The following is a 25,322-nucleotide window of genomic DNA, read 5'->3' as shown; positions in this document are numbered from 1 at the left end:
CTCGAGTGTGAGAGACTGTTTTTCGGGTTTAAACCATTACTTTACAAATATCGTTTGTAAATTCTACTGGATCATGGATTGGTAAGCCTTCAATCAGAAGAGCTTGGTTGTATAAAAGATTTGTATATAGACTTAATTTTTCCTTATCGTTTTCGAAGGCTTTCTTGAGTGACTCGAATACCTCATGGTTCGGATTAATTTCAAGCACTTTATCTGCTTTCACATTTTGATTATCTGGCATTGCATTAAGAATCTTTTCCATTTCAATCGTTACTTCCCCATCTGCAGTTAAGCAAACTGGGTGTGATTTCAAGCGTTTTGACACGCGGACATCCTTGACCTTGTCTGCTAAAATAGTTTTCATTTCTGCAAATAGTTCTTTATTCTCTTCATCTTTAACATCTGTATCCTTCTCATTCTCTTCAATCCCGAGATCCCCACTAGAAACAGACTTAAATTCCTTCTCTTTATAATTCACAAGCATCTTAATCGCGAATTCATCGATATCCTCAGTAAAGTAAAGAATTTCATAGCCTTTATCAGCTACAAGCTCGGTTTGTGGTAACTTTTCGATACGCTCGATTGATTCACCAGTCGCATAGTAAATATATTTTTGATCCTCTGGCATTCTTGAAATATATTCATCAAGTGTAACCAATTTCTTTTCCTTCGAAGAGTAGAACATGAGTAAATCCTGAAGAGTTTCTTTGTTCATTCCGAAATCACTGTAGACACCAAATTTCAGTTGTCTACCGAAAGAATTATAGAATGTCTCATATTTTTCTCGTTCATTTTTTAAGAGACTTTGTAGTTCACTCTTAATTTTTTTTGTAATATTTTTCGCAATGAGCTTCAATTGACGATCATGCTGCAGCATTTCTCTAGAAATGTTGAGGGAAAGATCCTCTGAGTCTACCATCCCTTTTACAAAGCCAAAATAATCAGGCAGTAAATCAGCACACTTGTTCATGATTAGGACACCACTTGAATAAAGCTCTAAGCCTTTTTCATATTCCTTGGAGTAATAATCAAATGGAATGTTTTCAGGAATATACAGAATCGAATTATAGCGAATTGTTCCATCAACACTAATATGGATATGCTTCAATGGCTTGTCAAAACCATAGCGTTTTTCGTTATAAAAACTCTCATAATCCTCTTCAGTTAATTCGCTTTTATTTTTTCTCCAAATCGGAACCATGCTGTTAATCGTCTCTTCTTCAACATAGTCCTCATACTCATCTTCGCTGCCTTCTTTTTTCCTATTTTTTGTTACTTCCATTTTTATAGGATAGCGGATAAAATCTGAGTACTTCTTGATGATTGATTTCAAGCGATATTCTTCGAGGTAGTCCTCATAAGATTCTTCTTCAGTGTTTTCCTTTATTTTTAAAATAATTTCCGTACCGACTTCGTTTTTAGTAGTTGGTTCAATCGTGTAGCCCTCTGCCCCTTCTGATTCCCATTTATAGGCTTCGTCGCTACCTAAAGCTTTACTAATAACGGTCACGACATCTGCCACCATAAAGGCCGCATAAAATCCAACTCCAAATTGACCAATAATATCATGTCCATCTTTAATTTCATTTTCTGCTTTAAACGCTAAAGAGCCACTTTTCGCAATAACACCAAGGTTATTCTCAAGGTCCTCCTTCGTCATTCCGATACCAGTATCGATGATTTTTAACAATCGCTTTTCCTTATCCGCTACTACCTTTATGTAATAATCATCCTGGTTAAAGCTTAGACTGTCGTCGGTTAAAGCTTTGTAATAAATCTTATCAATCGCATCGCTCGCATTCGAAATTAACTCTCTTAAAAACACTTCCTTTTGAGTGTAAATCGAATGAATCATCATGTCTAATAACCGTTTTGATTCGGCTTGAAATTGTTTTTTCTCCATAATCCTCTTCCTTTCCAAATCGGTTTATTGATATCTGATTAGCACTCTTGAATCCTGAGTGCTAATACCCATAATTTAAATATCATATTATTTTTGAAGTGTCAATTACGAAGGGAGTAAAAAAGTTTGTGTATTGATCCTTCCATCACTAAAGTACTCTCGCTCCACAAACTTTATTTCATTATTAGAAATTAATAGAACTGTAGAACATCTAGTCCCATATTCTTCACTTTTAATAAATAAAGGAGACAGCATGCGCTCGATTTCTAACGGAACGCCTGTATCTGGAAGAAATTCATCAGGGGCTTGTTCTTCATTAGATAAAAGTTGAAAAAGTTCATTTATAAGATCGTTCTGACCTAATAAGAGAAGTTTTTCTAAACCTTCTTTCCCACGTTGAACCTTTGGCCAATCGGTGCCTAACAAATGGTTACTTAAACCATAAACACCAGGCTCAAGTTTTAGTAACGCTTTACCAACATTCGAATAATAATATAGCTCCTCAGCATTACCAGCTAGCAAATTATACCCTGGATAGATAGAATCGTTCATGGTGAGGGCCTCCATATAATCGCTTATCTCACCTGGAAAACTTAGCGCATTCGAAACAAGCTCTCCCCTTGTTCTTTTTCCAGCTGTTGTCTCATTCGGATCCCGATAATTTGTTAGTGCAGAAAATCTGCCTCCCTTTGTGATTCCCATCCACGTGCCCATTTTTTCTAAGTCTCTACCTGCAAGGATTTCGGGATTATCCTGCCAAAATTGAGCCGAAGCAGTTGGGCGCTTGTACGTTTCATCGCGATTGGCTGCCACGATTAATTTATAAATAGGATGTTTTCGATAGGCAAACAAAATTAAACACATAGCCACTGACCTCCAGGATCGATTCTTTGTAAAAACACCACCTAATACCTACAAAACCTTATGATAGAATAGATAAAGCAAGTAAAGATACTTGTATATAGCTAACAAGGTGATCTATAGGAGGATTTCATTGAAAAGATTATTTATATGTATTGTAACAGTTTTTTTCTTAGCTGGCTGTAATTCCCAACTGGCTACATCAACTAAACAGACTGATACTCTGAATTTAGATAATGGAGACTCTCTCAAAGTGCATTACATCGATGTAGGCCAAGGAGACTCTACCCTTTTTCAAGTGACCGATAATGGACAAGAGTACACGCTTCTTATCGATGCAGGAGACTTTACTGGAGATGAAGTTGTTGAATATCTTCAGGCAAATGGGATTGATAAAATAAACGTTGCCATCGGTACTCATCCTGATGCGGACCATATCGGACAGCTCGATCGAGTGATTAAGGGGTTTGATGTCGATGAAGTGTGGCTTTCCGGAAATACGAGCAACTCTGACACGTTTCATCGGTTATTAGAAGCCATTGATGAAAAAGATGTGGGCTATGAAGAGCCACGAATGGGCGACCAATTCGACCTTGGACCACTTCATATAGATGTGTTGTATCCAAAGCAAATTAGTGGCAAAGCCAATGAGGAATCTGTTTCCCTTAAGCTAACATATCGAGATATTAGCTTTGTTTTTACAGGCGATGCCGAGAAAAGGAACGAAATTGAGATGATAGAAAGTGGCGCAAACTTGAGAGCTGATTTCTTACATTTGGGCCATCACGGTTCTTCTACATCAACGAGTGAAAGTTTTCTACAAGCAGTAAAACCCGCAGTAGCGATTTATAGTGCGGGGAAAGATAATTCATATGGCCATCCACATGAAGAAGTGGTCTCACTCGTGCAAAAATCGGGTATAGAGCTTTACGGAACGGATGTTGATGGCACGGTTATTGTGACGACAGATGGCAAGGCCTACACGATTGAAACCGAAAAAAATGGAACAATCCAATCTTCCGAAGATATTCAAAGTACGATAGGAACAGAGGAAACACCTGTGACCAATGCGAGTTGCATCAATATCAATACAGCGACAGCTGAAGAAATTGAAAAAATTGTTCATATCGGAGCAGACCGTGCAGAGGATTTAATTGAGCTTAGACCTTACAATTCTATTGAAGAACTTTCTAGAATAAAAGGAATTGGCGAAGCAAGAATAGAAGATATCAAGGAAGAAGGTCTAGCTTGTGTAGGAGGCGAATAAAGTGAAGGCTTATTTCGATCGAATCGAAGAAGATGTTGCTGTCATAATAATAGAAGAAACTAAGGAACAATTCATCAAACCGATTGAACAATTGCCCGCTGGAGCGGTACCTGGTACTTGGTTCGAGGTTACGATTAACCAGGATGAAATCGTCGAGATGAAATTAGATGCTTCTACTACTGAATCAAAACAACGAACAACGGAAGATTTATTGGCCAAGATTCGTAGCAAAAACAAAAGGAGTAAATATAGAAAAAATTAAGAGACTACAAAACGCAACTTACCCTTCCAGGTAAGTTGCGTTCAAATTTTTCACACAAATATTCGCATGATGTAGGCAACAATCTGGTTTAGCCCAATAAGCTTTTTCTCAAGTAAGTGTAATTCAGAAAGAATAAAAGCTATACCTAAAATCCCCGTGTAAATCACGATGACCTTCACCTTTTTTGTCTTCAACATATCTTTGTAATCTAAAAAGGATATGGCTATAAACAAAAGGATCAATAAGAATGTGCTCATTAGTCGGTCTCTTCTTTCACTTTTACTTCTGTAGGGTCAATAATTAACCCACTTCTTCTCAAATTGGATTTCACTTTAATATCAAAATCCACACGATTTAAATAGTCAGATGAACCACGAATTTCCTTCCAATATTCAGGATAAAATCTTCTGACCTCTCTTCCCACTCCATAAATATCTGAACCTAAATTTTTTGCTACCTGAAATTCATTTTCCACTGAATTTTTTATATTCATTGCAATTTCCTTCTCTACTGCATGTAAATACTCGGTTTTAAGTAAATCCAATGGACATGTCTGGTCAAGCAAATTCCCCTCTAGCGTTACATTGACCTTAAGGGTAATTCGCTCCCCCTTCAATTCGGGTTTTACCTTACTTAAGAAATCAGTAATTTGAAACGCAAAATACTCTTCTTCCTGTTTTGGACACTTGCCTTCGATGATTGAAAAGTTCAATTTACTATTAATGATTTCTGTCCCCGTCGCATCCGAGCCATAAACATAGCCTTTCAATTTATCTTTATTAAAAATTGCAACACCATCTAACTCAAATGTTTCTACTTTCCCTCTAATTTCTTTGGGATTAATCACATCCAACACTGGTTCTATTCCTGGGGTAGAGAGTATGGTCATCAAATCTCTTAACTTAATTTCCATTGCACTGATTTGTCTGATTGTTGATCTTTCAATAAGTTCTGACATTGATTTTGAAGAAACATTCCCTAGCTCTATTTTTTGATTCAATAAGTCTTCAGCTGTTCCTTTCGTTACAACTAGTAAAGCGCCCGCTCGGCTATCTCTATCTCGCTCAAACCACGCAATCGCTGGCGCTATCCCTTCTCTGGCTAGTTCATCACCAAAGATAATGACTTGTAAGTGGGCAAAATATAAACGGCGTGGAGATAATTCATTTAGGTTTCTAATAGCACCCAAAACCGTTCTCCCAGTCGCAGATACACTCCAAGTAGGTAATTCCGAACCACCGCCACCGGCTTGTTCTCCTGTTGGCGGTTTAATCACTTGGGCTGTGATTTTATATTCTTTATCCACTTTATCAATTCCTACTCCCATCACCACAGCTACTTCATTTAATTCCTTTTTATCCCAACACCCACTCAATAAAAAGAGAAAAAACATAATCAAACAGCATTTCGTAATTCTCATGTTAGTCATTACCCCTGTTAATATGATGATGTGCTCGATCTTACCGTTTCCTATTTTGGTTATCGTTCGTAATTTCATCTGGTCTTTGTTTCATATACCTCCAAGGAACACGAATAAACAGATCTTTCCAGTCTTCCTTGTGAAAAGGAACTAAAGGAGACATGTAAGGGACACTGAATGAGCGAATTGAATTTAAATGGACGAGTAAAAATAGTAATCCGAAAATCAAACCAAATGCTCCTAATACAGCCGACAATAGTAATAAGATAAATCTTATCATTCTCGCAGTGATAGCTATATTATAAGAAGGTGCTGTAAAAGAGCATATGGCTGTAAGTGCTACAGCGATAACAGTCGCTTGTCCTACAAGTCCCGCTTCAACTGCCGCTTGACCCAATACTAAACCACCGACAATTGAGACTGCAGCACCAACTGTTTTCGGCAATCTAATACCTGCTTCACGTAAGATTTCAAAAGTAAGCTCCATGATTGCAATTTCAATCGCAATTCCAAAAGGGACTCCTTCTCGCTGTCCAGTAACGGCAACTAATAACGGAGTAGGTATCATTTCTTGGTGGTATGTAAGCAAACCCACATATAACCCAGGCAAAACGATCGAAAGCAAAAAGCAAAAACCTCTTAATAATTTCATAAGGCTCGATATATCATAACGCTGATAATAGTCTTCATTAGATGTTAGAAAAAGGCCCATTGTAGCAGGTACAAGCAAAGCCACTGGCGTTCCATCAACGAGAATTGCGATCCTACCCTCTAGTAAACCTGCCGCTATTCTATCCGGCCTTTCGGAGTTAAAAACGGTTGGAAAAGGCGTATATCTTTTAGGATCTTCAATCAACTCTTCAATATAGAGCGACTCTAAAATACCATCAATCTTAATCTTATCAATGCGTGTGATCACTTCTTCGACGATTTCAGTCTTAGCAATCCCATCAATTGAAAGAACGGCAATCGATGTATTACTCTCTTTCCCAATCGTTTTCTTATTGACTTTCAGTTTAGGTGTCTTGATCCTCTTTCTTATTAATCCAATATTGGTCATAATTGATTCATTAAAAGATTCTCGAGGTCCTCGAACGATTGTCTCTGTTGTGGATTCTGAGACAGGTCTTCTTTCCCCACCTTCCGTATCGGCAGCATAAGCCATTGTTTTTCCATCGTACAGAATAACCGAATGACCTTGTAACAAGTGTTTAATTACATCTTCTTGGTTAGTCAAATCTTTAATCTTATTAGTTGATAAAATAATCTTATCGATAGTATCTGTTGATTGTTGTAATTGATTATTTAATGGTTTAATAACATGTTGATCAAGGATGTCTTTTTCAACCAAGCTTGCTATATAAACAATAGCAAGTTTGAAGCTATCTCCCTGTATATATCTAACAGAGAAATCAGATTTATCCCCGAATATCTCTTTATATTTCTTTATATTTTCGTCCAATTCACTTAAGATGGTCTGTTGTTCTTCCAAATTTTTAGTGTTTTGGGAAAAAGGCTGCTTTGTTTTATTCCTCAATTTAAACATTCGGATTCCTTCCTTTTACCTTTTCACGAGTCTTTTTAATCTGGCTGATCATTAACAAGACAAGTGGTAGAATTAAGCATACAAATGTAACGTAAAGAGGATAGTAGTTTTTTAAAAAGCGAAATATCCCGATCAAATCTTCACTATTAAGGATGGAAACAATAGCGATCAGCGCTCCCATTGGTACGACCAAAACCTTATGATCCTCCAACTAAAATAATTGTGCGATAGCGAGGACTATAGCATAGAGAAATAAGGTAACTTTCGAGAAAGAGCCTAATGACCAAAGTAGAATCCCCAAAATATCCAACCTTTGTAAGGCTCCAATTTCAATATCTCTTAAAGTGAGAAAGGTTGGAAAGTAAAGGCCTTGTGCTCTTTCTGCTCCATAAATGGCAACAACTCCTGTCACTGGTCCAACAAACATCATAATCAGGATAATCATAGTTATTATGGAATACCTTTTTAGTTGTTTCGTATCATTAACAAATGGAAATATCATACTTAAGACAAATATAGAGCTGTATAATGAAATGATTGGTAGTGTCCCATCCCATACAGGGCCAAAAGAGTCCTCTAATATTGGGAGAAAGTTTCGATAATCCTTATCTTTATGGGTAAGCGCAGATGCTAAAATCCCTATTGGAATCAAAGTAACAAGGATAACTTGATTCGTTCTTGCAATGACTTCAAGTCCACAACGCACGGCATATCCTGCTAGCACTAACATTGCAATTAAGAAAACCATGATTGGTGTTCGAGGCGTAACAGCTGAAGTGTAGAACTCTCCTAACCCTCTAATCGAGATCGTCGCTTCATGAAAGAAATAAAATAGAAAAATAAAGACAACCAATTTTCCAAACCATTTCCCTAAAATTATTTGACTGTATTCAACCATCGAATATCCTTGGTAACGTTGAGACAGTAATGCTACTGTAAAACCAATTAGCATAGCTGGAATTGTGGCTAATAAAAGTGATATCCAACTGTCACGTCCTGCATGGACAATGATGACAGGAATAAATAAGAGATGGCCAGTTACTGTAATACTCGTAATCCCTAGCATTAAGGCTTGAATCTTCGTAATGCTGATCTTTTCCATGGTGACACCTCAGCTACTTCATATTCTTTAATATTAGTTATCCGCATTAATCTTCAGAATTAATCAAAGGCTGGCTTGTAAATTGAATAAGGAAAAATGTTAGCGGAAGAAGAGGTATTGAGAGACACTCATTGGAGTACCATTAGAAAAAGGCAGGAAACCACATAAGAGGCTTAAATGGAATTAAAAGAATAGGTTAACGAAATACACGACAAGCCATTTACTCGAAATAACTAATTTTAAGGGCAGAATGAACCAAATTAATAGGTTCATTCTGCCCTTCTGGTAGAAAATTATGAAGTATCATTTAGAGAAAATTGTTCAGATTCTATTATTCTTTTCTAGCTCAAAGATTGCATCTTCTACTCTATTCGGAGTAATTTGACCAATTGGCATGACATGAATAGATTCTGCTTTAATCGTAGCTTTCTCTGCCACCTTCGTGACTAATTCTTTAGATATTTCTTTAACCCCTATATTCTTGAGGGAAACTGGAAGACCGATACGGTGATAAAAAGGAAGTAACGCTTCAATTTCTGTTAACTTTCCTTCCAGGACAAGCTGAACAAGAATCCCATAGGCAACCTTATTTCCATGGAGAGCATGATGGGTTTCCTCTAGGGCCGTGAGCCCATTGTGAATGGAATGAGCTCCAGCGATTCTACCGTAGTGGTCGCCAAACCCACCAACCATTCCTCCTAACACAATAATCGTTTCTGCCACTTTAATAAATTCATCATTTAGCATTCCAGTTTGGACAGCTTTTATTGCCTCTTCTGAATGCTCAATGATAAGGTCTTTACATTGTCTCGCAGTATAATGAGAAATTTGTAATGGCACAGGCTTGTTAACAATTCCAGCCATCTGTACATCTGCTTCATACCACTTCGCTAATGTATCACCAATTCCAGCAATGAATAAGTCTAATGGTGCACCTACTAAAATATTCGGCTCAATTAGAACTAAGCTTGTACAAATAGGGTAGACGTCGTATCTAATAAACGCCCCAGAACCGTCATAAAGGACACTAAGTGGCGTCCAAGGTGAGCAGTTGGATGCCAATGTAGGAATCAAAACTGCTTGAACGCGAGTCGTATCACAGACAGCCTTTACTAAGTCCAGTACTTTTCCACCACCAACCCCTACCACTCCATTGTAGGATTGGCTTTTGATTATTTCAGAAACCACTGTAATTTCCTCAATCGAGCATTCGCCACTGTAAGTATACTCGTCAAACTCAACTTCTGATAAAACGGGCCAAAAAGCTTTGGCTGCATTCCATGACTTTTCTCCATGAACCACAAGAATTTTCTTAAGTCCTCTTTCAAGCAGCTTTTCTTCAAGCAGATTCAGCGCACCTTCCTGTAATATATATTCACTTGGTGCTCCATGTACGGAAAAAGCATTCATCGTGATCCCCCCAAATATGAAAGAAGACCCACTGGGTCTCCCTTCCACATCTATTACTTCATCCACTCAGGTTTACCAAAACCTTTGAATTCTTCATCAATTACCTTTTCGAATGCATCAGATTCAACCACTTCTTTAATGTCTTTCGCTAACTGGTCGTCTTTATTTTCTGTTTTCACTGCAACGACATTACGATAAGAATCGTTCATGTTTTCAAGAGCTAATGCACTCAGTAAATCCATTCCTGCTGCTAAAGCAAAGTTACCAGGAACTGCAGCAAGGTCTGCACTCTCGACTGAACGTGGTAGTTGACCTGCTTCAATTGGTTGGAATACTAAGTTTTTCTTGTTTTCTACAATATCTTTCTCAGAAACAGTTAATGGGTCAATATTTTCATCTAATACGATAAGACCTTCATCTTGTAATGTATTAAATGCACGAGCCGCATTCGTTGGATCGTTGGGAATTGTGATTGATGCACCATCCTTAATTTCTTCGATGGACTTAAATGTATTTGAGTAGATTCCCATTGGAGCAGTCGGAACAGCAATCAATCCTGTTAACCCCATTTTGTTTTCTTTTGCAAAGTTTTCTAGATAAATAGTGTGTTGGAAAAGGTTTGCTTGAATATCCCCATTATCTAGAGCTTTGTTTGGTTGGATATAGTCACTAAACTCGACAACTTCAACCTTGTATCCTTTTTCCTCAAGTCCCGGAATAATAGCTTTTGTTAACATATCGCTATATGGGCCAGCTGTTGCCCCGATTTTAATATCTTTTGACTCTTCCCCTTCTGAGTTTGAGCCTTTTTCATCATTTCCACCGCATGCTGCTATAAATCCTGCTACTAATAAAACAAGTACTGCCGTTAACCACTTTTTCATTTTACTTTCCTACTTTCCTTAATCTTTTATTTTCTATCTTTTATCTACAACTTTGGCAATAAAGTCACCCAGGATTTGGATAACCTGAACCAAAATAATCAAAATCAACACGGTCGCAATCATAATGGTGTTGTCGTAACGGTAGTAACCGAAGCGAATTGCCAAGTCACCAATTCCCCCACCACCTACGGTTCCAGCCATCGCTGAAAATCCTATTAAACTAATAAGTGTTAAAGTAATCCCAGAAATAATTCCTGATTTTGCTTCAAGAAGCAGAACATCCTTAATGATCATCCAAGGTGTTGCTCCTGCGGCAATTGCCGCCTCGATGACACCCTTATCGATTTCCCGCAAAGCTGTTTCAACAATGCGAGCGAAAAATGGTATAGCTGCCACTGATAGGGATACACTTGCAGCTGTTGGTCCGATCGTTGTTTTAACAATCGCGTCTGTTAGAGGTAGTAAAGCAACTAGCAAGATAATAAACGGTACCGAACGGACCATATTGACAACAAACCCTAACACATTTTGAACAAGACGATTTTCCCAAATCAAACCTTTATCCGTAATATACAGAAGGATACCGATTGGAAGCCCAATCACAACTGCAATGACTAGGGAGATAGTAATCATATATATCGTCTGAAGAAAAGCAGTATTAATATCTGGTATGAGTTCAACGAAATGTGCAAAATCAAATCCCATCTCGTAACACCTCCACTTGTGCATCTCGATGTTCTATATAATCAAGCGCCTTCTGAATTTCCTTCTTTTCACCCTTTAATTCCATTACAAAAATTCCGAGTGGCATCTCTTGAATATATTCAATGGAGCAGTGGAGGAAGTTCCCCTTCAAATTAAACTGCTGCAGTGTATCAGAAATAACTCCTTCACCTGCAACCTTTCCTCTAAAGGTCACTTTCACGATAGGTCCTGTACAGCTTCTTACAATAGATTCAGGAATATCGAAAGAAACAACACTTGCGATAAATTCCTTCGCAAGAGCCGTTTTCGGATTAGAGAAGATTTTATAAACGGCGCCCTCTTCAATAACCCTTCCATCTTGCATAATTGCCATCCGATGACAGATTTCTTTGACCACATTCATTTCATGAGTAATCAAAACAACTGTAATATCAAGTTCCTCATTAATTTTCTTTAAGAGATTCAAAATTGATTTTGTGGTTGTCGGGTCAAGAGCTGAAGTCGCTTCATCACAGAGGAGAACCTTCGGGTTATTTGCTAACGCTCTTGCAATGGCAACCCTCTGCTTTTGTCCACCACTCAGTTGCGAAGGATATACGTCGCGTTTATCAGACAAGCCCACCATATCTAGTAAACTTTCAACTCTTTTAGTGATTTCCTTTGATGGTACCTTTGCTGCCTTTAGCGCAAAAGCAATATTTTCAAAAACCGTTTTTTGACTAATCAAATAGAAATGCTGAAAGATCATGCCAATTTTTAATCTTGCCAAACGTAGTGGTTCTCCCTTTAAAGAAGTAAGGTCCGTTCCGTCTACAGTTAAATGCCCTGTGGAAGGTCGCTCGAGCAAGTTGATACATCTAAGCAATGAGCTTTTTCCTGCACCAGAATACCCAACAATCCCATAAATTTCTCCTTTTTGAATCGAAAGTGTAACATCATCGACGCCCTTTACAACCCCATTTTTAGTATTATATATCTTTGAAAGATTTTGAATTTCAATCATATGCAACCCTCTTTTTCTAACCCAATAAAATAAAAATGCGCCCTTCTCATGAAAGACGCATCGAAATACTATATCTCGACTTATCTTTCAGAATGAAGTTTCATTCTGCAGGAATTGGCACCTTCCCTTACATTAGGGGGTTGCCGGACTTCATAGGGCCATGTCCCTCAGTCGCTCTGGATAAGTTTGAAAATTTTATATTGGAATTTAATTTAGATAATACTAGTGTGCCAAAAGTCTGTCAATCAGAAAATTTCTTATATTTTTCGATGAAAAACGCTTACATCACGATGATGTCAACGTTACATGAGTAGAAAAATATTTTTAAAAATACAATTCATTTCGTCTATCTTGAAAGATCGGAATCGTTTTTCTCACCTTTTCTACCTCTTCCATCTCTATATCAGCATAATAGATTCCTTCTTCCTCGTTCTTAGAAACAAGAAGCTCTCCCCAAGGCGCGATAACCATGGAATGTCCGTTAAATTCATTGTTCGGGTCTGTCCCCACTCGGTTAACTGCTACAATATAACATTGATTTTCAATCGCTCTTGCTTGGAGCAACAATTGCCAATGGTCAATTCGCTTCTTTGGCCATTCTGCAGGTATGAACATAATTTTTGCTCCCTGTAATACATGAGTTCGAATCCATTCCGGAAAACGAATGTCATAGCAAATCACGCCCCCGCACTCGATTCCATCTAAAGTAAATCGATTGACCGATTCTCCCGGTTCCATGTAAAGATGCTCATCCATCAGCTTGAATAAATGAGCTTTATCATATTCGGCTTCTAATTCACCATTTCGTCCAACCACATACATCGTGTTATAAAATTTTCCGTCTTTTTTCGTTGAAACAGAGCCACCTACAATGTTCACTTTATATTCTTTAGATATGCTTAACAGTAATGCTTTCGTTTCAGCCCCATCGTCATCTGCCAATCTATCAAGCTCGGTTAAGGAATAACCCGTATTCCACATTTCAGGCAAAACAATCGTGTCAGCACCTGTTCTAGCTGCTTCTTCGATGTAGTTTTTGACTGCTGCAAAGTTTTTATCTGGATTTCCGAACTCGATATCCATCTGTACACACGCGATTTTCATTTTTGCCTTCCCCCTAGACATTATTATTAAAAGATTATAGAATTTTATCTAAATTCGCAAATACTTTTTAAAGGTGGAACATATGGAATACTCAGATAGATTAAAAAAATTGCCAGTTCAGTTTTTTGCTAGTCTTGTAGAAAAAGTCAATAAGGCGAAAGCAGAAGGAAGAGACATCATCAATCTAGGGCAAGGAAACCCAGATCAGCCGACACCCACACATATTGTTCGCGCTCTTCAAAGTGCAGCTGAAGACCCTGAGATGCATAAGTATTCTCCCTTTCGTGGACTTCAGGAATTAAAAAATGCAGCTGCTGAATTCTACAAACGAGAATATGGCGTTGAAATCGATCCAAATACAGAAGTGGCTATTCTTTTTGGCACAAAAACAGGCTTAGTTGAACTCCCTTTGTGTCTATTAAACGAAGGTGAGCTTATGCTCTTACCAGACCCAGGATATCCAGATTATCTTTCCGGGGCAGTGCTTGCAAATGTACAGTATGAGTTGTTCCCGCTTAAAGCTGAAAATCAGTTTTTACCTGATTATGGAGCAATTTCTAGTGAGAAGGGCGAAGCGGCAAAACTCATGTACTTGAATTATCCTAATAACCCAACAGGTGCAACTGCAGATTTAACCTTTTTTGAAGAAACTGTCGCCTTTGCGAAGGAGAATAATATTACCATTCTTCACGATTTCGCCTATGGTGCGATTGGGTTTGATGGCAAGAAACCTACTAGTTTTCTTCAAGCTGAAGGCGCTAAGGACATCGGAGTAGAAATGTACACCTTATCAAAGACCTACAACATGGCTGGTTGGCGTGTAGGCTTTGCTGTTGGTAATGCAAAAGTCATCTCAGCATTAAATTTGATTCAAGATCATCTTTATGTGAGTTTATTTCCTGCCATTCAAAAGGCGGCAGTAGCGGCATTAACTGAAGAACAGCAATGTGTGGAAGAGCTTGTTTCTCGTTATGAAAGACGTCGTAACGCTTTAATCGATGCATGTCATTCCATTGGTTGGAAAGCAGAAGCACCAACGGGTTCTTTTTTTGCTTGGTTACCTGTACCAGCTGGGTTTACCAGTGAAGAATTCGCTGATTTTCTCCTTGAAAAAGCAGATGTAGCCGTAGCCGCTGGAAAAGGCTTTGGTGAATATGGTGAAGGCTATGTACGGGTAGGATTGCTTGTAGATGAAGAAAGACTTGTGGAAGCAATAGAACGAATTGGTAAAACAGAAGTCTTTAATTAACGCTGTTTTCGTAATGATTGTGGTTTTTTCGTAAATGTCCTAATTTTTTTCTTCAGAAAAAAATCTGAAGCCGACATTTACGCCTCCAACTAGGTTCAGTGGTACACGTTAATTTTGCGCGGCACTTTTCGCTACTCCTATATTATTTTTTGAGGTTAAATAGGTAATTTCTTTACCAATTTAGCTCCAAAAGCAACAAAGTTTACGAAAAGAGCCTTAATTAATAGAAAAAACAGCCGAGTACATTTTAGTACTTGGCTGTTTTTTCTATTAGTTATTCGAATCTACATTCAAAATGATCTTGCCTTTATTTAACCTATTCTCCATTAAATTGTGTGCTTCTGCGGCCTCTTCCAGTGGATATTCATGCCCAATTTTAATTTTCAATTGATTATTAGCAAGTAACGGAAATACTTCTTTCGCTGTTTCTTGCAATAGGTGTGGTCTAAGCTTTCTTGTCGTTCCTAGACTAACCCCTAATACACTTCTGCAACTTGAATGTATATTTTCAATAAATCCCGTAGCATCCAGATCAGGGATAAACGGAAGTGCGTACCCCTTTCCATTTAAGGCACACACCCCCAATGACAAATAGAGTGACCCTATATATTATTTTTCTAAGTCTTTCGATACTGCAGGCATGGATACAGTCTCACTTGTATTTGGAACGCGAAGAAGGATTATCGCACCAACAATAAACAAAATAACGAGGGTAAACACACCATAATTCGTTTTACCTGTAATATGAGTCGTTACCCCTAATAATAGTGGTCCAGCAACTGCGGCAAACTTTCCAAAAATATTATAGAACCCAAAGAACTCATTCGAAGATTCTTTCGGGACAAGCTTTCCAAAATACGAACGACTTAAAGATTGAATTCCACCTTGGGCCATCCCAACGAACATGGCAAGAATCCAAAAATCCAACGCAGAATCTAAGAAAAAAGCATAGCAGCAAATAAAAATATAAATACATATGCCAACCATAATTAATTGTTTATCTCCGTATTTCGTTCCTAATTTTCCAAAAAGGACCGTAAAAGGAGCAGCGACCACTTGGGTGACAAACAAGACAATTAATAATGTAGTAGAATCGATCCCCAAATCTGATCCATACGCTGTTGACATCTTTATAATCGTATTAACACCATCAATATAAAAGAAATAAGCCAGTAAAAATAAAAATAAAGGGCGGTATACTTTAATGTTTTTGAAGGTTACAAAAAGCTTCTTAAAACTAGCTTGAACAGGATTCGGAACACGTTCCACATAATATTTCTGTTCCACATTTTTCAACATTGGAATCGTAAAGATCCCCCACCATAATGCCGTAATCACAAATGCGATTTGACTCGCAACCGTAACCGATAAAGGAATGGTACCTGTTTGAGCTAATACAATAATCGCAATAGAAATAACAAACGGGATAGTACTTCCGATATACCCATAGGCAAACCCACTTGCTGAAATCCGATTCATGCGTTCCTCTGTCGTGACATCGACGAGAAAGGCATCATAAAAAACATTCGATCCGGCAAATCCGATCGAAGTTAGGACAAATACAATCAATAGAATCATCCATTGATCCGCTGGTACAACGGCAAGTAATAACGTGAAAACAATCCCTAATACGGAAAAGAAAGTAAAGAATCGTTTCTTAAACCCTTTAAAATCGGCTATTGTTCCTAAAATTGGTGCCAGTAATGCAACAATTAAGGTAGAAAACGAATTCGCATAGCCCCAGTAAGCTGTTGAAGTAGAGGCTGCAATTCCCGCTTCCGTTGCTGCAGACTTGAAATATAGTGGTAGAATAGCTGTAACAATTACAATTGTATATGCTGAGTTAGCCCAGTCATATAGAGCCCAGCTTCGTTCAGATGTAGTCATTTTTTTCTCCAATTTAATCCCCCTTTAAACAGATAATATGAATTGTTCAATAACTTGCCCATCTGTCTCTCCTAAATCAAGACCAAGTAATCTTGCTAACGTTGGACCTATATCAATAAGGCCCATAGAAGGTATTTCTTCGTTGGGTTGAACCCCTTTCCCAGATGCAAGGAAAAACGTTTGATAATCCTCTTTGTCAGGTGAATACCCATGACAGGCACGTAAAAATTTCGGATTACTTGACCTATTTTCTTCAGTCACCTCTTTAATAAATTCACCGAGATGATCTTCGATAAAATAATAGCCGTTAGCTGCTTCAATCATGAAAGCACAGTTCGGATCGGCGCCTAATTTACCAGCTTCCTCTCCAGTAATGATTTTTTCAATACCATTATTCGGCTCAGCCATTAAGTTTTCTAAAATACGTTTGAGCTTATCTTTTGTTGCTATATCCTCTGGATCCTTTAAATAGATGTAGGCCGAACCATCACACCCCTTACAATAAGCCTTCCAATCTATTATTTTCCCTTTCGAGTTCAAAGTTAGCAAATTTTGATCATGAAAATGGACGTTTAGATTTACTGCTTTATTCTCGTCCAATGCAGCATGATCCCCTAAGATGACTATGGTTGTTTCTGAATATTTCCCGCTATCTTCAAGTGCATCTAAAATCCGACCTAATCTTTTATCATGTCGATGAATGGCATCTCTTGCCTCTTTCGAACGAACACCATAATCATGGCGCATTGTATCTAAATCGGTAAAATGAACAAGTAGTAGGTTCGGCTTTTTAGTAAGTATTGTATGAACTGTAGATTCGAGTACAAAATCGTCTAGCTCAGGCTGACTCAAGCCATTTCGCACGTTACCATAAAGCTTGTTCAACTCCCATTGATAGCTTGCTGTGCCATTTAATAAGGACACCATAATTTGATTTTGCCATGGTCGATTTGCAAAAATTTCCGGCAGGTTATATTGGATTGATTTTGCTTTACCTGTTACAGGCCACAGTAATGCTGCAGTCGTTAGATTTGACTTATACGCCTCATCATAAAGAGTTGTCCCTTTTATGGCACTTCTGTACCAGTTCCAATCTGGTGAAACTGCGCCAGGCTGAATCAAAGTATTGTTAATGACGCCATGATTTTTAGGATACTTCCCCGTCACAATGGTGGAATGACAAGGATATGTTAGTGATGGATAAATCGTCTCTACGTTTCTAGAAAAAGAACCATTCTTGAAAACTCTTTGAAAGTTTGGAAGGGTCTCGATCAGTGAATAATCAAAGGCGGACAAACAGTCAAAGGAAATGACAATCATATTTTTTGTGAGCGCTTTCATACTCTCCCTCCAGTTAAGTCTAATGAACGCTTACTTTCATTGTACTATGCTCATTCGCGATAAAGATAGCGAATATTGTAAATTTTTCTTAAAAATTCTACATCTTTCTACAGCGTTACCATTCGGAAACATCATCCAATTTAAGAATAAGATAAAGTGTATGATGACTTGCGGAGGTGAAAGAATGGGAGTCGTAAAAGCGACAAATGCAGATATAGATTTATTAGCGCGTTTACTTAGAGCTGAGGCTGAGGGTGAAGGACAACAAGGTATGCTTATGGTCGGAAACGTTGCGATCAATCGCATACGAGCAAATTGTTCGGATTTCGAAGGGATACGCACTATGAACCAGATGGTATACCAAGAGCATGCATTCGAAGCAACACTGAAAGGATATTTTTATCAGCCAGCAAGAGAGGTTGAACGAAAATTAGCACGACGAGCCATTGCAGGAGAAAGGGTTTGGCCAGCAAAATTTAGCTTATGGTATTTTAGACCACCTGGAGATTGTCCAGCTGAATGGTATAATCAACCACACGTCGGACGATTTAAGCTTCATTGTTTCTATGAACCAACATCAGAAACCTGTGCGAACATATATAATACGTTTTAAAAAACATAAGAAAGAGTCAGTATGTAAATTCACTGACTCTTTCCTATTCTTTAAACCGTTACTTGATTTAGTAATACAGGGACTAATCGGTCCATTCCTAATTTAATATTTTCCGGAGTAGAGTGGCTGAAATTTATGCGGAATGTATTCAGCTTTGGTTCATTTACATAAAAAGGTGCACCAGGTACGTAAGCAACTCCATTTTTCACAGCTGCATTCAGGAGCTTCGTAACATCAAGGTTGTCTTCACCCTCAATCCACATAAACATACCGCCTTTTGGTTCCTGCCACTTAAATAATCCCGGGTCCAATCGTTTTAAACAATCCCTCATAATTGTCATTCTACGATAATATTCTTCTCGCAATGTTTGAACATGTCTCTGCAAATCAAAATCACGCATAATGTAATAAAGGGCTTGTTGATCAATGGAACTCGAATGTAAATCGGTCATTTGCTTTCCCTGAGAAATCATCCCAATCACTTCAGCAGGGCCTGTTACCCAACCTGATCGTAATGCAGGTACTACCGTCTTTGAAAATGTGCTTGTATATAACACATGAGTTCGATTAACATCAAATGAAGCTACCGGTGGATACACTTCATCCGAAAACCTTAATTCCCCATATGGGTCATCTTCTAATGTAAGAACATTATATTGATAGCAAAGTTCAACTAACTTTTGTCGTCTTTGTGTACTCCATATCTTTCCAACTGGATTCGAGAAAGTTGGGACAATATAAATGAATTTCGGTTGATACTTTTTAATTTTTAACTCTAGATCTTCAGGTACCATTCCATCTTCGTCACTATTTACCGAAACAACCTTTGCTCCATACGAACGAAAAACCTGTAAGGCTGCTAAATAAGTAGGGTCTTCGGTTAATACGACATCTCCTTCTGAAAGCATAACTCTTGAAAACAAATCAATTACCTGCTGAGAACCCGTTGTTAATAATGTCGTCTCAACGGTCGATTCAATTCCCTTTCTCTTCATCACTTCTTGAAGTGCTTCTCTTAAGGGAGTAAAGCCTTCTGTTAGGCCATATTGCATCGCTGATTTTCCAGAAGCAAACACTTTTTCATAGGCACTCTGCACAGCCTCGATTGGAAAAAAGTCATCAGATGGTAGTCCACCTGCAAAGGAAATGACATTTCCTTGTTGAATAACATTGAGAATATCTCTTACAGCTGATGATGAATAATGTTTTGTTTGCTCTGCGAATGAATACTTCACGTAGGTCCCTTCCTTTTTGGTATAGATTATGAAATGAACGGACATTCTCCAAAGAAAACTATTTCAAGAAAATGTTCGCATTAACCAAACATTAATTTAAAAAATTTATAATTATCTGTATTTTTTTATATTTGAATCTAATAATATACTATCTTCATGAAATGTATCAAGATGTTTTTGAAAAAAATGTTAGACGCAGTCTATGGATCAACCTCCCTTGTTTTTATAGCAATATAGATTAAGAGGCTCTATCAGAACTTTTCACAGTCCATAATAGAGCCTCCGAAATTATTGATCTATTCGCTTAAATGGCCACCAGTTAGCTTCTCCAAAATTTTTCACCATTACTGGAATAAACAATGGTAATACCACAAAAGCATATAGCAATAAGCCTACAATGGTGATTGATGCGATTTGAAGCAATGACAGCATTCCGGATGGCATCATAGCAGCAAAGGTACCACCTAATATGATGGCAGCTGAAATGATAACTGTGCCCATCTTTTTCATTGCCATAAACATCGCTTGAGTGACCGTTAAATCCTTGTATTCATTGAATCGATCCATTAAGAAAATACTATAGTCAACACCTAAAGCTATTAGGATTACGAAGGCAAAGAACGGTACTGCCCAGCTAATCCCTGCATAACCTAATATATTAACAAAAATGACTTCGTTTATAGCCATCGTTGTAAAGAAAGTTAAAATGAGCGAACCAATGATATAGAGAGGCATAATCAATGAACGGAATAAAAATACTAAAATGATTGAAATTCCGATTAGCATATACACTACAGTTCGTGTATAGTCTTTTCCAGATACAGTATCTAAATCAGCATTTGTACTCGTGATACCACCCAGAGCAACAACTGCATTTTCTAATTTCGTATCCTTCGTTGCACGTTTAACTGCCTCTTTTATATTTTCCACTTGAGCAATAGCCTCATTTGAATATGGACTTTCCTCAAAAATGACATCAAATGTCATCACTTTTCGGTCTTCTGACATATACGTATCAAGCACTTGAGCAAAATCTTCACTTTCTAACACTTCAGCTGGGAGGTATATACCACTCATCTCATCTGCTTCAGATAAACCAGAAAGATAATCTTGGGCAGATTGCAGTCCATCTGATACTTGGTTAAGACCATCAGCACTTTGTTCAAGACCATCGGTTAATTGAGTTAATTGACCACCTATTTGCCCAAAACCGTCAAGTAGTTGCTTCTGTCCATCGTTGACACCGGCAATTCCGTTCGTTAGCTGTGGAATATTGTCCACAATCATGCCTTGCCCATCGGCTAACTGATTAAGGCCTGCTTGCTGTGCTTCAATTCCTTCGATCAGCTGCTGAAGTCCAGAACCGAGTTCATTCTTTCCTTTTTGTAGAGCTTGATCAAAGCCTGCATTCGCCTGAGTCATACCATCATTAATTCCAGCAATTCCAGAGTTTAATTGATTGATAGAGTCAATTAAACCTGCTTGTTGGTTTGGAATCCCCTGCAGTGTTGCGTTTATCGTACCCTTCCATACTTGATATTGTTGATCGACTGCAAGTGCTGGATAGTTGCTATCCAAATGATTAAACAATTGCCCTGTAGCATCTGATAAACCAGTCATTCCTGCGCCAATTTGCTGATAGCCACTACTTAGTTGGGAAAGATTTTTTCCCATCAATTCATAATTGGATAAAAGTTGAGAACGGTACGTATCGAGTAATTGCTCTACCCCAACCTTTGCTTGTTTCAAACCGTTACTTAACTCCGTGGAGCCTGCAGAACCTTGACGAATCCCATTTTCAATTTTGTCCAAATTCGTTTGAATCTCCGCTAAACCACTTTGAAGCTGACCTGTACCCGTAATTAATTCATTAATCCCATCTGTTGCTTTATTTAGTTCAGGGGCAGATTTTGATAATTCATCACTTGCCTCCTGCAACCCATCACTTATTTTTGTTAAGCCATCTTTACCTGCTCCAATTCCATCTCCCAAGTCTTGCGCTTGTTTTGCCACTAGAAAATCTTCAATTGGTTCACCTGCAGGCATAGTAATAGAACGAACTGTTTGAACATGATCAACTTTTTCTAATTCTTTCGTTATCTGATCAACTAGCGCAATGTATTCAACCGAATCCATCTCTTCATCATTTTTCACAACAACTTGTGTTGGCATTGCTTCACCAGGGCTAAAGCTACCTGAAATTGCATTGAAAGCTTGTAAAGAGCCAACATCACCGCTAATTTCTTCCATAGAATCATAAGATAAATCTCCGTCATAACTAATTAAGAACGGTACACAAATAGCTGCGACGACAAGTAAAGAAACAAAAGGACGTGAAAGTGAGAATTTACCAGCCATTGTCCATAGCTTACTATCTCCATGCTCGGCTTTGCTCTTCGATGGCCAGAATAGCTTTTGGCCCAATACTGCCATAAAGAACGGAACAACAGTAAACAAAGCAATTAGTAATACAGCAACCCCAACTGCCACAGCAGCCGCAGATTGATATAGGATGAATTGTGAAATGCCAATTGCTGCAAATCCAATCATCACTGCAAGACCGCTAAAAAATACAGTACGTCCCGCATTTCGATACGTAACTAGGATGGCTTCTGCCACAGTTTCTTTTTGCGTCAGTTCTTCTTTAAAACGACTTAGTAGCAAAATACAATAATCAGTTCCGATCCCAAACAAAATTGCTACTAAGAAAATTTGCGTGTATGTCGAAATCGGAAAATCAAACTTATCAACTAAAAATGAAACAATGGATTGAGAGGCTACATACGAAAACCCAACAGTTATCAATGGAATGAACGGTGCAATAAAGGATCTAAATACAAGTAACAACACTACTACGATAAATGCGACCGTAATTCCTTCAGTCTTTTTAACGCCCTCCTGAGAGCTATTCATTAAATCTTCGTTTACTAACCATTCACTCGTAAAATAATGATCAACTTTGACATCTTCTAATATTGAATACAATGCTTCTTTTAATTCCTTTGGTTCACGGTCTTCCCATTTCAAACTTACAGAGGCAAGAATCGCTTTACCATCCTCGGAAACAAGCTGTTCCTTAAGAGTATCTTCATTAAAATGCGTAAGAATATTCGTAATCCCAAGCTCTTCCTCATGCTCCTCCAGAGTTCGAATCGCTTTTTCTGCTTCCTTCACATCTTCAGACGTTAGTTCATCGGGATTATGAAACACCAAAGCAACGGTTGTTTCATTCTCGCCTCCCTCTTGACTTTGAACATCCTTCAAGATTTCTCCAGCTAGAGCAGAAGAATACTCATCAGGAACTTTAATCTGTCCTTTTTCACGAACAAGCTCTCCCATATTAGGGGCTACCAGAAACAAGACCGTCGCAAAGACAATCCATGCAACAAGAACAAACCACTTTCTTTTAATGATAAAATTCACGTTACTTTCCTCCCGATAAGAGTAGTATGTAAAAGTCTGACGAATAACCTATTGTTTATCTTTAATTTCAATTAATACTTGATTGAGTTTTTCATATGTATCAATAAATTGTTCCATTTCTGACTGTTCAAATTTAGACATAAACAATTCCACAAAACAATTGATCTTTTCTTCAATCTTTTGATAAAAAATTTCACCTTGTTCTGTTAAAGTTAGGTACACTACTCTTCGGTCCATTTCATCTCGAGTTCGTTTAATGAACCCCTTTTCCCAAAGACGATTAATAATCGCTGTAATTGCACTTTTTTTCACTTCAAATTCTTCAGCGAGCTTCGTTGACGTACATGATCCCACGCGGTATATATACCGTAAAATATAGTGTTGGTCCTGTGTAATTTCACTCCCCAACTGTTCTGTCATCAGTGATTCTTCTTTCTTCGTAACTGAAAAGGATACATCAATATACCGATCGATTAATGACTGAATGGTTTCCTTAGACATGTATTGATCACCTCACTTTTAATACTTTCACACATTAATTGTTAAACAGTTTAACTATCTCTTTCATTACTATAATTCCCGTTCAAATCCATGTCAACATGAAAAAAACAAGAAACGCTTGCCTCATTTCTTGTTTTTCTCGAGTATTATTTAACTCACTTTTTCCTGTATGATCCCAAATTTTCGTTTTTGCACTTGATGTAGTCGAATGGCTAACGCAATTCCTGCCACAAAAAGCCCAATCGTAAGACCAATCCAATAGCCGCTAGCATCAAGGTTCGTAAAACGAGCTAACGCATAGCCTGAAGGTAAACAAATCAGCCAATATGCGATCAAAGTCATGATAAAGGCAATATTCACATCCTTATACCCTCTTAAGGCAGCCTGGGTTGTTGCTTGAAGAGCGTCCGACATTTGAAAGAATAAGGCATAGATGAGAAAATGCCCCGTTAATTGAATGACTGCTGTTTCATTCGAATATAGTCCGGCCACGTCATAACGGAAGGTAATGACAAGGATTCCGGTTACAAATGCAATGAGGATCGCCAAACCAATCCCTAAAAAGCTGTATATTCTTGCATCCTTATTTCTTTTTGCCCCTACTTCATAGCCAACCAAAACAGTAAGTGCGGTGGATATACTTAAAGGAATCATATACAAGAAAGAAACGATATTCAGTGCAGTTTGATACGCGGCAATCGTTATGACATCATATTGGCTAATTAAAATGGTCACAATCGCAAACATGCTCGTCTCAAAGAATATCGACAGCCCCATCGGTACACCAATTTTTAAAATCTCGCTACACTTACTCCATTTAAAGTCTTTAAAGCTCGCTAATTTCACATATTGATTAAATGGTTCTTGTATTTTAATCACAAGAGCTGTCATGGCTAATATAAACCAATAAGTAATCGCAGAAGCATATCCTCCTCCGACACCACCGAGCTCTGGAAACATCCACTTCCCATAAATCAACACATAGTTAAGGAATAAATTAATTGGCAATGCCAATAAAAGAATGTACATAACAATACGAGTCTTCCCTAGGCCATATATGAACGATCTTAACGTATTAAATACAAATAAAGGAATAATCCCAATGCTTAATCCGATAAGATAATCATGGGCAACAGACTTCACATTGGCATCTAAATTCATCAACCCCAGTAATGGATTTAATAAAAAGAAGCCTAAGATCATGACGGTTATGGCAATCATCAATGCTAAATAGATCCCATGGGCCAAGGTAACGGAGATTTCCTTTGTATTTCTCTCCCCGTAACGTTGAGCCACAATTGGTGACACAGCCAGCAAAATCCCGCTTAATCCAGTAAAAACGGGATTCCAAATTGATGTACCAATCGCCACACCAGCTAAATCATATGGACTATACTTTCCTGACATAATCGTATTAAAAAAGACCATAGAAAACATCCCAAGTTGAGTAATTAAAATTGGGATTAGTAATATAAAAATTTGTTTTATTTTTTCTCTATAAGTAAAAGTCTGTTCCATGAACGGTCTCCTCTAACGAAACGAAATTGAAAAGCCAATCATCATTATAGTTGATTTTTGAAAATATTACCTTATTTTTTTCTAAAAT

At 37.9% G+C, this 25,322-nt stretch carries 23 protein-coding genes and 1 riboswitch; of the genes, 4 read left to right on the top strand and 19 right to left on the bottom strand.

Translation table 11 applies throughout. From position 1 onward, the window contains the following. Nucleotides 1-28: 28 nt before the first annotated feature. Both htpG and FAR12_RS19840 read right to left on the bottom strand, forming a co-directional pair. The gene (gene htpG / locus FAR12_RS19845) at nt 29-1,903 is read right to left on the bottom strand and encodes a molecular chaperone HtpG (protein WP_126410510.1); all 1,875 of its coding nucleotides are present in this window, start codon (nt 1,901-1,903) and stop codon (nt 29-31) included. 105 nt (nt 1,904-2,008) lie between these two features. Continuing rightward, on the bottom strand, nt 2,009-2,767 hold the full coding sequence (locus FAR12_RS19840; RefSeq protein WP_126410509.1) for an NRDE family protein: 759 nt from the start codon (nt 2,765-2,767) through the stop codon (nt 2,009-2,011). A gap of 130 nt (nt 2,768-2,897) precedes the next feature. Between FAR12_RS19840 and FAR12_RS19835 the strand changes: the two genes are divergently transcribed. Beyond that, a complete protein-coding gene (locus FAR12_RS19835; protein WP_126410508.1) occupies nt 2,898-4,031 on the top strand; it encodes an MBL fold metallo-hydrolase in 1,134 nt (377 codons plus the stop codon). Nucleotide 4,032: 1 nt separating this feature from the next. Further along, a complete protein-coding gene (locus tag FAR12_RS19830; protein ID WP_126410507.1) occupies nt 4,033-4,293 on the top strand; it encodes a DUF3006 family protein in 261 nt (86 codons plus the stop codon). 50 nt (nt 4,294-4,343) lie between these two features. On the opposite strand, the gene FAR12_RS19825 is transcribed toward FAR12_RS19830, so the two are convergent. The 10 genes from FAR12_RS19825 to FAR12_RS19785 form a co-directional block, all read right to left on the bottom strand. Continuing rightward, on the bottom strand, nt 4,344-4,526 hold the full coding sequence (locus FAR12_RS19825; RefSeq protein ID WP_170972262.1) for a hypothetical protein: 183 nt from the start codon (nt 4,524-4,526) through the stop codon (nt 4,344-4,346). Nucleotides 4,527-4,549: 23 nt separating this feature from the next. Beyond that, nucleotides 4,550-5,713 carry a Ger(x)C family spore germination protein gene (locus FAR12_RS19820; RefSeq protein ID WP_170972261.1) on the bottom strand — a complete coding sequence of 388 codons (1,164 nt, stop codon included), beginning with the start codon at nt 5,711-5,713 and terminating at the stop codon, nt 4,550-4,552. Between the two features lie 40 nt (nt 5,714-5,753). Further along, the gene (locus FAR12_RS19815; RefSeq protein WP_126410504.1) at nt 5,754-7,259 is read right to left on the bottom strand and encodes a spore germination protein; all 1,506 of its coding nucleotides are present in this window, start codon (nt 7,257-7,259) and stop codon (nt 5,754-5,756) included. After that, on the bottom strand, nt 7,252-7,452 hold the full coding sequence (locus FAR12_RS23880; RefSeq protein WP_246010459.1) for a hypothetical protein: 201 nt from the start codon (nt 7,450-7,452) through the stop codon (nt 7,252-7,254). The genes FAR12_RS19815 and FAR12_RS23880 overlap by 8 nt, the downstream gene beginning before the upstream one ends. An 18-nt stretch (nt 7,453-7,470) precedes the next feature. Continuing rightward, on the bottom strand, nt 7,471-8,361 hold the full coding sequence (locus tag FAR12_RS19810; RefSeq protein WP_246010458.1) for a GerAB/ArcD/ProY family transporter: 891 nt from the start codon (nt 8,359-8,361) through the stop codon (nt 7,471-7,473). 321 nt (nt 8,362-8,682) lie between these two features. Further along, the gene (locus FAR12_RS19805; RefSeq protein WP_126410503.1) at nt 8,683-9,771 is read right to left on the bottom strand and encodes an iron-containing alcohol dehydrogenase family protein; all 1,089 of its coding nucleotides are present in this window, start codon (nt 9,769-9,771) and stop codon (nt 8,683-8,685) included. 53 nt (nt 9,772-9,824) lie between these two features. Then, complete coding sequence (locus FAR12_RS19800) at nt 9,825-10,655, bottom strand: MetQ/NlpA family ABC transporter substrate-binding protein (protein ID WP_126410502.1); 831 nt, start codon at nt 10,653-10,655, stop codon at nt 9,825-9,827. Nucleotides 10,656-10,688: 33 nt separating this feature from the next. Further along, a complete protein-coding gene (locus FAR12_RS19795) occupies nt 10,689-11,360 on the bottom strand; it encodes a methionine ABC transporter permease (protein WP_126410501.1) in 672 nt (223 codons plus the stop codon). Then, a complete protein-coding gene (locus FAR12_RS19790) occupies nt 11,350-12,363 on the bottom strand; it encodes a methionine ABC transporter ATP-binding protein (RefSeq protein WP_126410500.1) in 1,014 nt (337 codons plus the stop codon). Before FAR12_RS19790 ends, FAR12_RS19795 begins: the two co-directional genes overlap by 11 nt. Nucleotides 12,364-12,440: 77 nt before the next feature. Further along, nucleotides 12,441-12,550, bottom strand: a riboswitch (SAM riboswitch). Between the two features lie 137 nt (nt 12,551-12,687). Beyond that, nucleotides 12,688-13,467, bottom strand: a complete 780-nt coding sequence (locus tag FAR12_RS19785; protein WP_126410499.1) for a carbon-nitrogen family hydrolase — start codon at nt 13,465-13,467, stop codon at nt 12,688-12,690. An 82-nt stretch (nt 13,468-13,549) separates the two neighbouring features. On the opposite strand from FAR12_RS19785, the gene FAR12_RS19780 reads away from it, so the two are divergent. After that, nucleotides 13,550-14,716 (top strand): pyridoxal phosphate-dependent aminotransferase, encoded by a 1,167-nt coding sequence (locus FAR12_RS19780; RefSeq protein WP_126410498.1) that lies wholly within the window; start codon nt 13,550-13,552, stop codon nt 14,714-14,716. A gap of 270 nt (nt 14,717-14,986) precedes the next feature. On the opposite strand, the gene FAR12_RS19775 is transcribed toward FAR12_RS19780, so the two are convergent. The 3 genes from FAR12_RS19775 to FAR12_RS19765 are packed head-to-tail and all read right to left on the bottom strand — an operon-like array spanning nt 14,987 to nt 17,944. Further along, complete coding sequence (locus tag FAR12_RS19775; protein ID WP_246010457.1) at nt 14,987-15,307, bottom strand: zinc-binding dehydrogenase; 321 nt, start codon at nt 15,305-15,307, stop codon at nt 14,987-14,989. 18 nt (nt 15,308-15,325) lie between these two features. Further along, nucleotides 15,326-16,603: an MFS transporter gene (locus tag FAR12_RS19770; RefSeq protein WP_126410560.1), complete on the bottom strand. Its 1,278-nt coding sequence runs from the start codon at nt 16,601-16,603 to the stop codon at nt 15,326-15,328. Between the two features lie 24 nt (nt 16,604-16,627). After that, nucleotides 16,628-17,944 (bottom strand): alkaline phosphatase family protein, encoded by a 1,317-nt coding sequence (locus FAR12_RS19765; RefSeq protein ID WP_126410496.1) that lies wholly within the window; start codon nt 17,942-17,944, stop codon nt 16,628-16,630. Between the two features lie 184 nt (nt 17,945-18,128). Between FAR12_RS19765 and FAR12_RS19760 the strand changes: the two genes are divergently transcribed. Further along, complete coding sequence (locus tag FAR12_RS19760; RefSeq protein WP_126410495.1) at nt 18,129-18,557, top strand: cell wall hydrolase; 429 nt, start codon at nt 18,129-18,131, stop codon at nt 18,555-18,557. A 50-nt stretch (nt 18,558-18,607) separates the two neighbouring features. Here FAR12_RS19760 and FAR12_RS19755 read toward each other — a convergent pair whose 3' ends face one another. The 4 genes from FAR12_RS19755 to FAR12_RS19740 form a co-directional block, all read right to left on the bottom strand. After that, a complete protein-coding gene (locus FAR12_RS19755) occupies nt 18,608-19,792 on the bottom strand; it encodes an aminotransferase-like domain-containing protein (protein WP_126410494.1) in 1,185 nt (394 codons plus the stop codon). A gap of 288 nt (nt 19,793-20,080) precedes the next feature. After that, nucleotides 20,081-23,215, bottom strand: coding sequence for an MMPL family transporter (locus FAR12_RS19750; protein WP_126410493.1), 3,135 nt, complete (start codon nt 23,213-23,215; stop codon nt 20,081-20,083). A 48-nt stretch (nt 23,216-23,263) separates the two neighbouring features. Continuing rightward, a complete protein-coding gene (locus FAR12_RS19745) occupies nt 23,264-23,716 on the bottom strand; it encodes a MarR family winged helix-turn-helix transcriptional regulator (protein WP_126410492.1) in 453 nt (150 codons plus the stop codon). Nucleotides 23,717-23,866: 150 nt separating this feature from the next. Beyond that, nucleotides 23,867-25,234 carry an MATE family efflux transporter gene (locus FAR12_RS19740; protein ID WP_126410491.1) on the bottom strand — a complete coding sequence of 456 codons (1,368 nt, stop codon included), beginning with the start codon at nt 25,232-25,234 and terminating at the stop codon, nt 23,867-23,869. Nucleotides 25,235-25,322 lie beyond the last annotated feature (88 nt).

Origin of the sequence: Bacillus yapensis, from assembly GCF_005280205.1 — a bacterium.
GTDB lineage: Bacteria > Bacillota > Bacilli > Bacillales > Cytobacillaceae > Robertmurraya > Robertmurraya yapensis.
This window is presented reverse-complemented; position numbering and strand designations above follow the sequence as displayed.

Bases quoted from the DNA above. Each gene is read 5' to 3' on its own strand.
- FAR12_RS19785 (WP_126410499.1), bottom strand. From the start codon at position 13,467: ATGAAAATCGCGTGTGTACAGATGGATATCGAGTTCGGAAATCCAGAT.
- FAR12_RS19760 (WP_126410495.1), top strand. From the start codon at position 18,129: ATGGGAGTCGTAAAAGCGACAAATGCAGATATAGATTTATTAGCGCGT.
- FAR12_RS19810 (WP_246010458.1), bottom strand. From the start codon at position 8,361: ATGGAAAAGATCAGCATTACGAAGATTCAAGCCTTAATGCTAGGGATT.
- FAR12_RS19765 (WP_126410496.1), bottom strand. From the start codon at position 17,944: ATGAAAGCGCTCACAAAAAATATGATTGTCATTTCCTTTGACTGTTTG.
- FAR12_RS19795 (WP_126410501.1), bottom strand. From the start codon at position 11,360: ATGGGATTTGATTTTGCACATTTCGTTGAACTCATACCAGATATTAAT.
- FAR12_RS19780 (WP_126410498.1), top strand. From the start codon at position 13,550: ATGGAATACTCAGATAGATTAAAAAAATTGCCAGTTCAGTTTTTTGCT.
- FAR12_RS19840 (WP_126410509.1), bottom strand. From the start codon at position 2,767: ATGTGTTTAATTTTGTTTGCCTATCGAAAACATCCTATTTATAAATTA.
- FAR12_RS19820 (WP_170972261.1), bottom strand. From the start codon at position 5,713: ATGAGAATTACGAAATGCTGTTTGATTATGTTTTTTCTCTTTTTATTG.
- FAR12_RS19815 (WP_126410504.1), bottom strand. From the start codon at position 7,259: ATGTTTAAATTGAGGAATAAAACAAAGCAGCCTTTTTCCCAAAACACT.
- FAR12_RS19745 (WP_126410492.1), bottom strand. From the start codon at position 23,716: ATGTCTAAGGAAACCATTCAGTCATTAATCGATCGGTATATTGATGTA.
- FAR12_RS19805 (WP_126410503.1), bottom strand. From the start codon at position 9,771: ATGAATGCTTTTTCCGTACATGGAGCACCAAGTGAATATATATTACAG.
- FAR12_RS19790 (WP_126410500.1), bottom strand. From the start codon at position 12,363: ATGATTGAAATTCAAAATCTTTCAAAGATATATAATACTAAAAATGGG.
- htpG (WP_126410510.1), bottom strand. From the start codon at position 1,903: ATGGAGAAAAAACAATTTCAAGCCGAATCAAAACGGTTATTAGACATG.
- FAR12_RS19740 (WP_126410491.1), bottom strand. From the start codon at position 25,234: ATGGAACAGACTTTTACTTATAGAGAAAAAATAAAACAAATTTTTATA.
- FAR12_RS19770 (WP_126410560.1), bottom strand. From the start codon at position 16,603: ATGACTACATCTGAACGAAGCTGGGCTCTATATGACTGGGCTAACTCA.
- FAR12_RS19800 (WP_126410502.1), bottom strand. From the start codon at position 10,655: ATGAAAAAGTGGTTAACGGCAGTACTTGTTTTATTAGTAGCAGGATTT.